Source organism: Streptantibioticus silvisoli (assembly GCF_027947535.2).
Lineage (GTDB): Bacteria > Actinomycetota > Actinomycetes > Streptomycetales > Streptomycetaceae > Streptantibioticus_C > Streptantibioticus_C silvisoli.
On the sequence record NZ_JAAGKO020000024.1, the window covers coordinates 89,854 to 102,788 of the forward strand.

The following is a 12,935-nucleotide window of genomic DNA, read 5'->3' on the forward strand; positions in this document are numbered from 1 at the left end:
CTTTTCCATGACTGATTTCGTATCCGTTCTCGATGCCATGATCGCGGAACGCAAGAAGATGACCAGTCCGCTCTACCAGACCATTCTGGCCGGAAAGGCCACGAAGCCGCTTCTCCAGGCGTTCGTGCTGAACCGCTGGCCGATCAAGAACCTGTGGACCCGCAACATCCTCGGCATCACCTCGAACATCGACGACTACGCCATCCGCAAGCTGCTGGTGGAGAACATCTACGAGGAGGAGACCGGTGCGCTGTCCAACTCCGGACGCCACCTGAACACCTTCGCCGCGTTCGGCGCGGCGGTCGGGGTGACCGCCGAGCAGCTGGAGAACCCGCCGCTGGCGGCGGAGACCGCCGCCGTGGTGGCGCACAACGTGCGGGTCTGCAACGGCCGCGAGGCGCACTTCACCGCCGGCGTCGCCTCCGTTCTGCTGCTGATGGAGGGCCAGCCGCCCATCGTCAGCTCCGGCGGGTCGAGCATGCTGTCGGTGATGAAGGACGTCTACGAACTGCCCCCCGAGGGTTACGAGTTCTTCGTCCACCACGCCTCGGCCGACGCCTCCTCCGACTCCGTCAGCGAGCTGGAGGACGAGCACGCCGCCGCCGCCCGTGAACTGCTGCGCCGCTACTGCACCACCGACCTGCTGAAGGCGCAGGCCGTCGACGCCCTCGCCAACGCGCTGGAACTGCGGCACCGGCACTTCGACATGATCCTCGCCACGGGCTACAACCCGAGCGAGCCGGTCTTCCGCTACGGAGCCTGACGGTGACCCTTTCTCCCGACGCCGCGGTGCGTCCGCCGGCCGCGGCCACCGGCCCGCGGCTGGTGCACCACCGGGGCAGGACCGTTCCCCCCGAGGAGGCGACCCTGCCCATGGGCAGCATCGCCCTGCGCTACGGGGTGTCCGTCTTCGAGGGCGTGCGGCTGTACCGGCAGCACGATCCCGGCACCGGGGTGCGGCCCTGGCTGCTGGAACAGCACCTGGATCGGCTGCGCAACTCCTGCCGGATCATGGACCTCGACGAGTCGTGCTGCGACGCGGTGCCGGGCATCGTCGAGGAGCTGGTCGAGGTCAACGCGGTGACCGAGGACAGCTACGTCCGGATCGCCGTCAGCGCGGCCAACTCCGGCGGTATCACCGACGCGGCCGACACCGCGCTCACGGTCTCCGTCACCCCGTCCGGCCGCAAGAAGTGGCTGCTCACCGGCACCGGTGCCCGGCTGACCGTCAGCGACCGGCAGCGGCCGTCGGCGCCGGTCTTCCCCAGCGCGGCCAAGAACATCTCCGCCTACGCCGGTCCCCGGCTGGCCGCGCGGGCGGCGCAGGCCGACGGGTTCGACAACTGCCTGCTCCTGACGTCCGAGGGCCTGGTGAGCGAGGCCCCCACCGCGTCGGTGTTCCTGGTCGAGGACGGCCGCCTGGTGACGCCGAGGCTCCAGGACGCGGTCCTGCCGAGCGTCACCCGGGCGTGGGTGCTGCTCACCGCGCGGGCGATGGGGCTGCGGGCGGACGCCGAGGCCGTGACGCCGCAGCGGCTGCGCGCGGCGGACGAGGTCTTCCTGTGCGGCACCGGAGCGGAGTTCACCCCGGTCCGCGAGGTCGACGGGGTGCCGTGCGGCGGGTGGCCCGGCCAGCCGGTGACCGGCCGCCTGGTGGACGCCTACTTCCGCCAGGCGCGCGGCGAGGAACCGGCCACCCCGGTGCTGTGGGACCCGGACGCCGAACCGGCCGGTCCCGCCGACGGGGCCGGCCGGTGACCGGCACGATCGCCTGGCCGCAGGCGCTCGCGACCGCGCAGCGGCTGGTCGCCCACCCCGGGCGGTCGGCCGAGGCGGTCGAGACGGTGCTGGCCAAGGCGCCGGTCTTCCAGAACCGCGACTTCCCGCTGTCGCCGATGCCCGTGCTCGTACGGGAGGAGGCGGCGCGGGCGCTGCGCTCGCCGCTGGAGGAGTACGTCACCCTGCTCGGCGACGTGGTGCGCCACTACCGCGAACAACCCGAGGTCCGCGCCTGGTACGGGCTGCCGGCCGACGCCGACCGGCTCATCGCGGCCGACCCGGGACCCGGCGACGCGCCGTGGGTGTGCCGGCTGGACTGCTACCTGGAGCAGGCCACCGAACGGCTGGTGCTGCTGGAGAACAACGCCGACGCGCCCGCCGGGACGCTGTTCACCTCCCGGATCAACGACGTGGTGGAACAGGTCACGGCCCTGGTGGCGCCCGACAGCGTCGCGGAGCCGTCGGCCCTGACCTACCGGGGCCGCGACCGGTTCCTCGACGCGCTGCTGGACGCTTCGCGCGCGGCGGCGGCCCGGGTGCCGGGCAAGTCCGCGACGCCCCAGCGGGTGGCGGTGCTGCAACCGCGCGGGGCCGCGAACCGCGAAAGCGTGGAGATGGTCGAGGAGTTCGGCTCCCGCGGGCTGGAGGTCTTCCTCGCCGACCCCCGGGACCTGCGGGTGACCGGCGGGCGGGCCACGTTCGGCTCCCGCACCGCCGACCTGTGCTGGAACAAGGTCAACACGGTCGCCTGGAACGCCATGACCGCCGACGCCGACCTGGTCGCGACCTGGGAGCGGGCGCTGCGCGACACGCCGATGGTGCACGTCAACCCGTTCGGTTCGCGCTACGTCGCCGAGAACAAGTTGAGCCTCGCCTTCGTGCAGGAACCGCGGTTCGCCCACCTGTTCAGCGATGCCCAGCGTCAACTCGTCGCCGACCTGCTGCCCTGGACGCGCCGGGTGGCGGAGCAGACCCCCGGCGTGGACGGCCGGACCTCCCTGCTGGCGGACCTGCTGGAGCGGCAGGGCTCCTTCGTGCTGAAGGAGGCGTACGACATCCGCGGCGACGGCGTCACCGTGGGCCACGACGTGCCGCGCGGCGCCTGGCGCGACGCGGTGCGGCGCGCGGCGGCCGGCGGCCACATCGCCCAGTCGCGGGTCAGACCGCTCCAGTACCCGGTGGTCACCGCCGGGTCGGACCGGGTCGACCCGATGTCCATCAGCCTGGACGCCTACCTGCTGGGCGGCGCGCTCGCCGGGTTCGGCTCGAAGGCCAGCCACAACGCCAAGATCAACATCTTCCAGGGCGGCCAGAAACTGGCTGTCCACGTCACGTCTGGAGAATCCTGGTGACCGAGCCAGCAACGACACTGTCACCGGCGTTCGCGTCGCTGGCCGCGCGGGGCACCGCGGTGGTCAGCGACGCCATGGACCTGCTGGGCGCCGACGGGCAGATCCTGGGCCCGCGCCGCCTGTCGGGCCAGGGCCCGGTGGTGGGCCCGGCCTTCACCGTCCAGTTCGAACCGGTCGAGCCGGGCGCGAAGGGGCCAGCGGCGGACTTCCTCGACGACGTACCGGCCGGCTCGGTCGTGGTGCTGGCCGCCGGCGCGGCGGACTGCACCGTGTGGGGTGACATCCTCGCCGAGGTGGCCATCGCCAGGGGAGTGGCCGGCACCGTCATCGACGGCATGTGCCGCGACCTGGACGGTATCCGCGAACTCGGGTACTCCGTGTGGGCCCACGACGCCTTCATGCGGTCCGGCAAGAACCGGGTGCGGATGACGGCCTGCCGGCAGCCGGTGGTGATCGGCCGCGGCGCCGAGGCCAGGACCGTGCGGCCGGGCGACGTCGTCTGCGCCGACGGCAGCGGGGTGACCGTGGTGCCCGCCGACCGGCTGGCGCAGGTCGTGGAGACCGTCGAACGGATCGGCGCGATGGAGGACCTCGTCCTGAAGGACGTGCGGGCCGGAGTCAGCCTGCGGGAGGCCCGCGCGCGCCACGGCTACAACCGGATGGCGCTGCGCGTCGCGGAAGGCGGCTGACGGTGGAGGCGGTGCGCGACGACGTCGGCCTGCTGGAACTGGTGGGCACCCGGCGCAGCGCCGGACGCCTGCTGGACACCGCGCCCGACGACGCCGAGGTCGAACGGCTGGTGGGGCTTGCGATGACCGCCCCGGACCACGCCTACCTGCGGCCCTGGCGGTTGGTGCTGATCCGCGACGGCGCCCGGGGGGACCTGGGGGACGCGCTGGCGCAGGCGTCCGGCAACCCGGCCCAGGCACTCAAGCCGCTGCGGGCCCCGCTGCTGATCGCGATCGTGCTGTGCCCGCAGCAGCACCCGAAAGTCCCCGAGTGGGAGCAACTGGCGGCGGCCGTCGGCGTCGTGACCACCCTCGGGCTGCTCATGCACGCCGCCGGGTGGGCCACGAACTGGCGCACCGGTCCCCACCTCGACGCGCGACCGGTGCGCGAGGTGCTGCGCCTGGCGGACGGCGAACGGGCGCTGGGGTTCCTCTACACCGGGCGCCCGGACGCCGAGGACGGCCGCGGCCCGCGCCCGCAGCCCGACCCCGCGGCCCACCTGAGCACGCTGGGCCGCGACGACCGGATCGTCAACGGCTCGCCCGGGGTGGTCCGTTGAGCCCGAGCACTCCCCGCCCGGCCACCGCCACCGGTGGCCGGGCGCGTTCCACCGCGGACGGCACACCGCCGAAGGGCCTCGGACGCGAGTTCGGGAAACTGTGGACCGCGTCCACCACGTCGGCGATCGGCGACGGCATCTCGCTGACCGCCGCCCCGCTGATGGCCAGCACCCTGACCGACGACCCCCGGCTCATCGCCGGGGTGACCATGGCCCTGACGCTCCCGTTCGCCCTGTTCGGGCTGCCCGCCGGCGTGCTGGTGGACCGGCTGGACCTGCGGCGCGCCATGATGCGCATCGACTACCTGCGGGGCACGGCGGTCACGCTGTTCGCGCTGTCGGTGGCCTTCGGCTGGGCCCACCTCTACACGCTCTACCTGTGCTTCTTCCTCATCGGCACCTGCGAGACGTTCTTCCGCAACGCCTCGCAGATCGTGGTGCCCTCGGTGGTCCCCGGGGCACTGCTGGTCGAGGCCAACGGGCGGCTGCTGGGGGCGCAGACGGCCGCCAACCAGTTCGTCGGGCCGCTCGTCGGCTCCGCGCTGTTCGCCGTGGTGACCGGGGCGCCGTTCGCGGTGGACGCGGCGACGTTCTTCGTGTCGGCGACGCTGCTGCTGACCCTGCGCACGACGGCGTCCCCCGCCACGGCCGTACGCACCGGCGCGGCCGCGGCGCGCCCCGGGCTGCTCGCCGACATGACGACCGGCGCCCGCTGGCTGCTGCGCCACCGGCTGCTGCGGAACCTGGCGTTCATCGCCGGCACCATCAACCTCGTGGTGACCGGCGGGATGGCCGTCCTGGTGGTGCACGCGCACACGGTGCTGCGGATCGGCGACTTCGGCTACGGCCTGCTGCTGGCCTGCCAGGCCGTCGGAGCGGTCCTGGCCTCCCGGGTCTCGGCCACCCTGGCGCGGCGGATCGGCTCCGAACGGGCACTGGTCTGCGTCGCGCTCGCCCTGGCCGTCGGCAACACGGTGGTCTGGCTGGTGCCGTCCGCCTGGGCGGTGGGCGCGGCCCTGGCACTGACCGCCTGCGCCGGGGTGACGTGGGACGTGGTGGTCGTCGTCCTGCGGCAGACCCTCATCCCCAAGGAACTCCAGGGCCGGGTCAACAGCGTCTACCGCCTGCTGGCCTGGGGCGCCATGCCGGTCGGCGCCGGCCTCGCGGGCCTGGGCGCCAAGGCACTGGGAACATCCGCGGTCTTCGGGCTCGGCGCCGCCGTCATGGCGGTCGTCACGGTCCGGCTGGTCCTGGCGGCACGCGTGAACTGGATATCTGCGGCAGGAGCTGAGAGTTGATGCACGGCACCACGGGAGAGCGCGCCAGCGGCGCGGACGGCAGCACGGGGGAGCGCGCCACCGGCGCGGGCGACACCACGGGGGAGCGCGCCAGCGGCGCGGGCGACACCACGGGAGAGCGCGCCAGCAGCGCGGACGGCAGCACGGGAGAGCGCGCCACCGGTGCGGACGGCAGCGCGGGGGAGCGCCCCACCGGCGCGGGCGACACCACGGCACGCGATCGGACGCACCAGGACGTCCTGCGGTCGACCGACCTGCTCACGCTCACCGCGGCCCTGGTGGCCGTGCCGTCGGTGAGCGGCGACGAGCAGGAACTGGCCGATCTGGTGGAACGGCGGCTGCGCGCCCGGGCTCCCCGGCTGACCGTGCACCGCGTGGGCAACAACGTCGTCGCGCGCACCGAGGACGGCACCGCGCGCGCGGAGCGCGTCGTGCTGGCCGGCCACCTCGACACCGTGCCGGTGATGCCGCGCGGCCCGGAGCCGGGAGGTGCGGGGAAGGTCCGCGGACTCGGTGCGGTGGACATGAAGGGCGGCCTCGCCGTCATGCTCCTGCTGGCGGAGCAGACCGCGGACAGCGCGTTCGACCTCACCTTCGTCTTCTACGACAAGGAGGAGATCGGGTCGCGCCGCAGCGGGATGAACCTGCTGTTCGCGGAGCACCGCCCCCTGGTGGTGGGCGACCTGGCGATCCTGCTGGAGCCGACGGGCGGCGCCGTCGAGGCGGGCTGCCAGGGCAACCTCGTCGTCGAACTCGGCTTCGACGGCACCCGGGCGCACACCGCACGCCCCTGGCAGGGGGTCAACGCCATCCACCGCGCGGCGGCGGCCCTGGCCCGCATCGCGGAACACACCCCCGAGCCGGCGGTGATCGACGGACTGGCCTACCGGCAGGCGATGTCCGTCGTCGCCGTCGAGGGCGGAGTGCAGGGCAACGTGGTGCCCGACCGCTGCACGGTCCGGGTGAACTTCCGGCACGCCGCCTCGCTGGACAGCGACGCGGCGGCGGCGGTCGTCACCGGCCTGGCCCCGGAGGCCGACGACGCACGGGTCCTGCTGTCCTCCCCGCCCGCGCCGCCGGACCTGCGGCACCCGCTGGTGGCCGCCCTGTGCGCCGCGACCGCCGCCCCGGTCCGGCCGAAGCTCGGCTGGACCGACGTCGGGCGCTTCGCCGTGCACGGCATCCCGGCCGTCAACTTCGGCCCCGGGGACTCCGAACTCGCCCACGGGCCGAACGAGGTGGTCAGCGAGGAGGAACTCGCCGACTGCCACGCCGCCCTGTACAAACTCCTGTCCTCCTGACGTCCCGCCAAGGAATCGGAACCCCGCCATGAACCAGTCCTCGCCGTCCAGCCGCCTGCCCCGGTCGGGGCTGGGAGCGGAGTACCTCGACCACCTCGCGCGCCGCGGCGCCGACCCGCGCGAGCTGACCGAGCACGCGGCCGCCTCCGAACTGCTGGCGGTCGGCTACGGCGGCCGGTTCCTGCCCGGCCCGGTCTTCGTCACCGCGGCGGAACGCGCCTCGATGGCGGCCGACCTGACGACCCTGCACCGGCTGCTGACCGAACTGCCCGACCGGCTGTTCGGCGGCGACCTGGGCGCCTTCGCCGCCGGGGTGGGGATGAACGCCTGCCAGACCTCCGTCGTACGCCGGGCGGCCGGCACCGCCGACCCGCTGCTGCCGCTCGCCCGCTCCGACCTGTACCGGGACGCGGACGGCTTCAAGCTGCTGGAACTCAACATCACCAGCGCCCTGGGCGGTTTCGAGAACGCCGACATCAACCGCCTGATGCTGCGGCACCCCGCGCTCGCCGAGTTCGTCGACAAGCACGGCCTCGGCTACCTCGACACGCTGCGCGCGATCGCCGACACGCTGCGCGCCGAGTGCTCGGCCCACCTGCCCGACAGCGGCCGCCCGGTCGTCGCCCTCGCCGACTGGCCGCAGAGCTTCGTCAGCTACGCGCCGCGGCTGGGCGTCATGGCCCGGCTGCTGGACGGCCTGGGCATCGACGCCGTCCCCTGCCACGTCGGGCAGATCCGCGAACGCGGCGACCGCCTGGAGATCGACGGCCGCACGATCGACGTGGTCTTCCGCTTCTTCCTCGTCGAGGAGATCGTCACCGACGACGACGTCGCCCTGGTCGAGCCGATCCTGCGCGCCGTCGAACGCGGCACCGTCGGGCTCTTCAGTCGGCTGGACGCGGAACTGTACGGCAACAAGGGTGCGTTGGGCATGCTCTCCGACGACCGCAACCGGTCCGCCTTCACCGCCGACGAGCACGCCTGCCTGGACCGCTTCCTGCCCTGGACCCGGCCGGTCCGCCGCACGCTGGCCCTCGGCGACGGCACCGAGGCGGAACTCGTACCGTACGCCCTCGCCCACCAGCACGACCTGATCCTCAAGCCGACGCTCCTGCACGGCGGCAGCGGCATCGTCCCCGGCTGGACCGTGCCGGCCGAGGAGTGGCAGGCCCGGCTCGCCGAGGCGGTGGACGGCCCGTACGTACTCCAGCGGCGCGTCCGGCCGGTCCCGGAGTCCTTCCCCGCGCAGCACGGCGACGGCTCCCAGGAGCTGTACCTCAACTGGGGGGTCTTCCTCACCGACTCCTCCGTCACCGGCGGCGACGGCTACGGCGGCTGCATCGTCCGCGGCAGCACCGACCCGCAGGTCGGCGTGGTCAGCATGTCCGGCGGAGCACGGGTCGGCTGCTGCTTCCACGAGTCGACACCAGCGGTCTGAACGGGCCCGTACCGACCCAGCGGATCGACACAGGAGTGCCGCAGCACATGAAGATCGCCCTCGTCGACGGTCACTCGACCGGACGGGCCCTCGTCGAGGCCGTCCGGCGGCGCGGAATACCGTGCGTCCACATCAGCAGCTCCCCCCGGATGTCGGAGTACTTCACCCGGGGGTTCGACCCCGCGTGGTACGACGCGTGCCTGGACGCCACCGCCGGCCCGGCGGCCCTCGCCGCGCGGCTGGCCTCGCTGGGGGTGACCCGGGTGGTGGCCGGCACCGAGTCGGGGGTGGTCCTCACTGACACGCTCACCCACCTGATGGCACTGCCCGGCAACCGCTACGAGACGGTCGGCGCCCGGCGCGACAAGGCGGCGATGGGCCGTGCGGTGGCCGCGGCCGGGCTCGCCACCCCGCTCACCGCCGAGTTCGCGGACGCCGACCGGGCCGCGACCTGGTTCGCCGCCGGCGGACTGGCCGAGGCGGTCGTCAAACCGCCGAGCAGCGCGGGCAGCGACAACGTGCGCTTCTGCCGCACGGCCGACGAGGTGCGCGAGGCGTGCGCGCGGGTGCTGGGCTCCCGGAACCTCTACGGCGAACCCAACCGCGCCGCGCTGGTGCAAGAACGCCTGCACGGGGTGGAGTACTACGCCAACTCCGTCTCCCACGACGGCGTCCACCGGATCGCCGAACTGTGGCGCTACACCAAGCGCTCCGGCGCGGGCGGCCACCCCGTCTACGACTACGAGCAGCCCGTCGCACCGGACGCGGCGCAGGCGGCCTCCGTCAGGGCGTTCGTCCCCGCCGTCCTGGACGCCCTCGGGGTGGCCTGCGGCGCCGCCCACACCGAGGTGATGGCGACCGCCCGGGGGCCGGTGCTCATCGAGAGCGGCGCCCGGCTCGGCGGCGGCACGCTGCCCTGGGTGATCGAGAAGTACTGCGGCACGTCCCAGACCAGCCTGCTCGCCGACACCCTGGTCGAACCGGACGCCCTGCGCCGCTTCGACGACACCGCCGCCGTGCGGCCGGGTGAGCTGCGCAACGTGGCGCTCATCAACTCCGAGGCGGGGACGGTGCGTTCGCTCGACTGGGCCGACCGGCTCCAGCGGCTGCCCACCCTGGTCGCCCTCAGCCACGGTGTCCGCCCCGGCCAGCGGCTGCCGGTGACCACCGACCTGCTCAGCTCACCCGGCTACGTCTACCTCGCGGCCCAGGACCCGCACGAGGTCGAACGCGACTACGACGCCCTGCGGTTCATGGAGTCCCGTTCGCTGTACACCGGTTGAGCGCGTACGTGAGCTGACGCCATGTCAATAAGCACTGCGAGAGGGGTGGTTGAGGCGGCGCTGCGGGACGGCGCGAGGTCCGACGCCCGGACTGCTGCCTGCGGCCGGCGGCCGGCGGACCGGGGGACCGGACCGGCGGACCGGGACCGGACCGGTGTATCGGGTCATTACCGGCGGATCGGGGTCGGACCGGGGGGAAGGCGGGCTCGCGACGGGCGTGCGCCGGGTCACCCGGAAGCGTGGACCTGGCGCAAGCCCGTGAGCAGGACGTCGAGCGCCGCCTCGAAGGCGCTGCCGCCCATCCGGTGCAGTTCGTGGCGCACGGCGGCCAGGGCGGGGTGGGTGTCGTCCGGGCACGACTGGTAGGCGTCGGTCCACGCCCGCTCGTCGGCCTCGCGCCGCGCGTCCGGCAGGGCGAGCGCCGCCGCCTCCAGGGCCGCGTGGCCCAGGACCGTGTCGATGAACAGGTGGTAGGCGCGAACGGCCCCGGCCGCGCCGAAACCCGCCCGGAGCAGGATGGCGATGCCGGTCTCCACGGCACGGAACTCGTTCTCACGCCGGGTCACCCGGGACGCCGCCAGCACCGCGAGCCGCGGGTGCGCGAGCAGGACGGCACGGATGCGCAACGCCATCCCGCGCAGCGCCGCCGTCCAGTCGTCGTCCGGGGTGAAGCCGCGCATCGCCTCACCGATCAGCCGGTCGGCGATGGCCAGGTGCAGGTCGTCGGTGCTGTGGAAGTAGCGGTAGACGGCACTCGGATCGCAGCTCAGCGCCGCCCCCAGCCGCCGCACGCTCAGCCCCTCGGGACCGTGCTCGTGGCTCAGCCGCACGGCGGTGTCGATGATCAGGTCGGCCGACAGCAGCACGCCGCCACGGGTGGGTCTGCGCCGCCGCCGCTCGGCGGGCACCCGGTTCGCCCCGGCCACGGTGTCCTCCCCGAGGTCCGTTCGCGCGTCAGCGGTGTCCTGTCGCCGCACGAGCAGGCTGGGCCACGTCCGCCCTTATGTCAACAGGGTTGACCTACCTGTCGGGGCGCGGCTTGCATGGGCATCGCCGGCCGAAACTGTCGTCGTCGAGATCGCTGGCGGTGTCCGGTTCGGCGCGGTTTGCGGGGGCCCTCCCGGCCACCCGTTCCGGCGGGCTCCCGGTCCCGCCCAGCCACCAGGAGTACCGATGCCGCCAGCACCCGCGCCGCCCGCGCGACCGTCCCGACGGTGGCAGCGCTGGCGCCCTTGGCCCGGCCACGGCCGCCTCCTGCGGTGCTGGTGCCGCGACCAACGGCGGCGTCACCGGCCCGGGTGTGCCGACCGCACCCGCGAGGGCGGTACCGGTGGCGGGTCCATCGACCTCACCGCGCGCCGGAGCACCACCCGCTGACTTCCGTTCCCTGCGCGCGCCGGAACGACCGCGTACCGGCGCCGCACCGGCCGCCCACCGATGCCGCACCAGCCGCCCACCGATGAGGAGTGCCCTCCGATGTCCCGTCCCGCAGCCGACCTGGTCCTCACCTCGGGCCCGGTCCACACCGTCGCCCCCGCACGCGGCCGGGCCACCTCGGTCGCCGTCACCGACGGCCGGATCACCGCCGTCGGCCACGACGAGGTACGCGACCTGATCGGCCCCGGCACCGAGGTGGTCGACCTCACCGGCCGGCTGCTGCTGCCCGGTTTCCAGGACGCCCACGTCCACCCGGTGGGCGCCGGAGTCGAACTGGGCGCCTGCGACCTCACGGGCTGCGCGCAGACACCGGCCGGCTACCGCGAGACCATCGCCGCCTACGCCCGCGCGCACCCCGAGGCGCGGTGGATCACCGGCGGCGGCTGGTCCATGGAGGCGTTCCCCGGCGGCCTGCCCACCCGCGACCTCCTCGACGACATCGTCCCCGACCGGCCCGTCCACCTGGTCAACCGCGACCACCACGGCGTCTGGGTCAACTCCCGCGCCCTGCGGATCGCCGGGATCGACGCCCGCACCCCCGACCCGGTCGACGGCCGCATCGAACGCGACCGGGACGGGGTGCCCACCGGCATGCTCCAGGAGGGCGCGATGACGCTCGTGGCCGTGCGGATGCCGCCGGTGACCGTCGAGGACCAGGTCGCCGGACTGCTGCGCGCCCAGGACCTGCTGCACGCGTTCGGCGTCACCGCCTGGCAGGACGCCCTCGTCGGCGACCACGCCGGCATCGCCGACCCCACCGCGGCGTACCTGCGCGCCGCCGACAGCGGCCTGCTGACCGCCCGGGTCGTCGGCGCGCTGTGGTGGGACCGGACCCGCGGCGCCGAGCAGATCCCCGGACTGCTCGCCCGCCGCGCGGACAACGCACGCGACAACCTCCGGTTCACCACCGTCAAGATCATGCAGGACGGCGTCGCCGAGAACGGCACCGCTGCCATGCTGCGCCCCTACCGCGACGCGTGCGGTTGCGCCACCGGCAACAGCGGCATCAGCTTCGTGCCCGCCGAGGACCTCAAGCAGCACGTGAGCGCTCTGGACGCGGCCGGCTTCCAGGTGCACTTCCACGCGCTCGGCGACCGCGCGGTCCGTGAGGCGCTCGACGCGGTGGAAGCGGCACGGGCGGCCAACGGCCGGCGCGACACCCGCCCGCAGCTGGCCCACCTCCAGGTGGTCGACCCCGCCGACGTCCCCCGCTTCGCCCGGCTCGGCGCGATCGCCAACATCCAGGCGCTGTGGGCCTGTCACGAACCGCAGATGGACGAACTGACCATCCCCTACCTGGCCGAGGGCGCCGCCGAGCACCAGTACCCCTTCGGCGACCTGCTGCGTTCCGGCGCCACCCTGGCCGCCGGCAGCGACTGGCCGGTCAGCACCCCGGACCCGGTGCAGGCGCTGCATGTGGCCGTCAACCGGCGGCAGTTCGGGGCGGACGACGGCACCCCGGTCTTCCTTCCCCGGCAGCGACTCGACCTCGGCCCGGCCGTCGCCGCGTACACCGCGGGCAGCGCCTACGCCAATCACCTCGACGACACCGGTTCCATCGTTCCCGGCAACCTCGCCGACCTGGTGGTCCTCGACCGGGACTTCTTCGCCGGCCCCGCCGAGGAGATCGGGGCCGCCCGGGTCCTGCAGACCTTCGTGGCCGGCCACCGCGTATACGCCGCCCCGGACGCCTGACGCCCCCGCGTACGCCTGCCCCGGGGGTTCGACGTTCCGGCGCGTGAACGGTACGTCCTCAAGG

At 74.0% G+C, this 12,935-nt stretch carries 11 protein-coding genes; 10 read left to right on the forward strand and 1 reads right to left on the reverse strand.

Annotation, left to right across the window (positions count from 1 at the left end; genetic code table 11):
* Positions 1 to 7 precede the first annotated feature (7 nt).
* The 9 genes from POF43_RS17675 to POF43_RS17715 are packed head-to-tail and all read left to right on the forward strand — an operon-like array spanning position 8 to position 9,739.
* Complete coding sequence (locus tag POF43_RS17675) at positions 8 to 763, forward strand: iron-containing redox enzyme family protein (RefSeq protein WP_271322018.1); 756 nt, start codon at positions 8 to 10, stop codon at positions 761 to 763.
* A 2-nt stretch (positions 764 to 765) separates the two neighbouring features.
* Positions 766 to 1,758 (forward strand): aminotransferase class IV, encoded by a 993-nt coding sequence (locus POF43_RS17680; protein WP_271312168.1) that lies wholly within the window; start codon positions 766 to 768, stop codon positions 1,756 to 1,758.
* Positions 1,755 to 3,131 carry a hypothetical protein gene (locus tag POF43_RS17685; protein ID WP_271322017.1) on the forward strand — a complete coding sequence of 459 codons (1,377 nt, stop codon included), beginning with the start codon at positions 1,755 to 1,757 and terminating at the stop codon, positions 3,129 to 3,131. The genes POF43_RS17680 and POF43_RS17685 overlap by 4 nt, the downstream gene beginning before the upstream one ends.
* Positions 3,128 to 3,820, forward strand: coding sequence for an RraA family protein (locus tag POF43_RS17690; protein WP_271322016.1), 693 nt, complete (start codon positions 3,128 to 3,130; stop codon positions 3,818 to 3,820). Before POF43_RS17685 ends, POF43_RS17690 begins: the two co-directional genes overlap by 4 nt.
* Before the next feature lie 11 nt (positions 3,821 to 3,831).
* Positions 3,832 to 4,419, forward strand: a complete 588-nt coding sequence (locus POF43_RS17695) for a nitroreductase family protein (protein WP_271322015.1) — start codon at positions 3,832 to 3,834, stop codon at positions 4,417 to 4,419.
* Positions 4,416 to 5,717 carry an MFS transporter gene (locus POF43_RS17700; protein ID WP_271322014.1) on the forward strand — a complete coding sequence of 434 codons (1,302 nt, stop codon included), beginning with the start codon at positions 4,416 to 4,418 and terminating at the stop codon, positions 5,715 to 5,717. Before POF43_RS17695 ends, POF43_RS17700 begins: the two co-directional genes overlap by 4 nt.
* Positions 5,717 to 7,018 carry a succinyl-diaminopimelate desuccinylase gene (gene dapE, locus POF43_RS17705; protein ID WP_271322013.1) on the forward strand — a complete coding sequence of 434 codons (1,302 nt, stop codon included), beginning with the start codon at positions 5,717 to 5,719 and terminating at the stop codon, positions 7,016 to 7,018. Before POF43_RS17700 ends, dapE begins: the two co-directional genes overlap by 1 nt.
* A 28-nt stretch (positions 7,019 to 7,046) precedes the next feature.
* The gene (locus POF43_RS17710; RefSeq protein ID WP_271322012.1) at positions 7,047 to 8,456 is read left to right on the forward strand and encodes a hypothetical protein; all 1,410 of its coding nucleotides are present in this window, start codon (positions 7,047 to 7,049) and stop codon (positions 8,454 to 8,456) included.
* A 47-nt stretch (positions 8,457 to 8,503) separates the two neighbouring features.
* Complete coding sequence (locus POF43_RS17715; protein WP_271322011.1) at positions 8,504 to 9,739, forward strand: hypothetical protein; 1,236 nt, start codon at positions 8,504 to 8,506, stop codon at positions 9,737 to 9,739.
* A 227-nt stretch (positions 9,740 to 9,966) separates the two neighbouring features.
* Here the strand turns inward: POF43_RS17715 and POF43_RS17720 are convergent, their stop codons facing one another.
* On the reverse strand, positions 9,967 to 10,665 hold the full coding sequence (locus tag POF43_RS17720; protein ID WP_271322010.1) for a TetR/AcrR family transcriptional regulator: 699 nt from the start codon (positions 10,663 to 10,665) through the stop codon (positions 9,967 to 9,969).
* A gap of 550 nt (positions 10,666 to 11,215) precedes the next feature.
* On the opposite strand from POF43_RS17720, the gene POF43_RS17725 reads away from it, so the two are divergent.
* Entirely contained in the window at positions 11,216 to 12,871 is a 1,656-nt protein-coding gene (locus POF43_RS17725) for an amidohydrolase (RefSeq protein ID WP_271322009.1), read from the forward strand.
* Positions 12,872 to 12,935: the final 64 nt, after the last annotated feature.

What these genes read in the sequence shown, in the direction of transcription:
- dapE (WP_271322013.1), top strand. Translation starts at nt 5,717, where the DNA reads ATGCACGGCACCACGGGAGAGCGCGCCAGCGGCGCGGACGGCAGCACG.
- POF43_RS17715 (WP_271322011.1), top strand. Translation starts at nt 8,504, where the DNA reads ATGAAGATCGCCCTCGTCGACGGTCACTCGACCGGACGGGCCCTCGTC.
- POF43_RS17675 (WP_271322018.1), top strand. Translation starts at nt 8, where the DNA reads ATGACTGATTTCGTATCCGTTCTCGATGCCATGATCGCGGAACGCAAG.
- POF43_RS17710 (WP_271322012.1), top strand. Translation starts at nt 7,047, where the DNA reads ATGAACCAGTCCTCGCCGTCCAGCCGCCTGCCCCGGTCGGGGCTGGGA.
- POF43_RS17725 (WP_271322009.1), top strand. Translation starts at nt 11,216, where the DNA reads ATGTCCCGTCCCGCAGCCGACCTGGTCCTCACCTCGGGCCCGGTCCAC.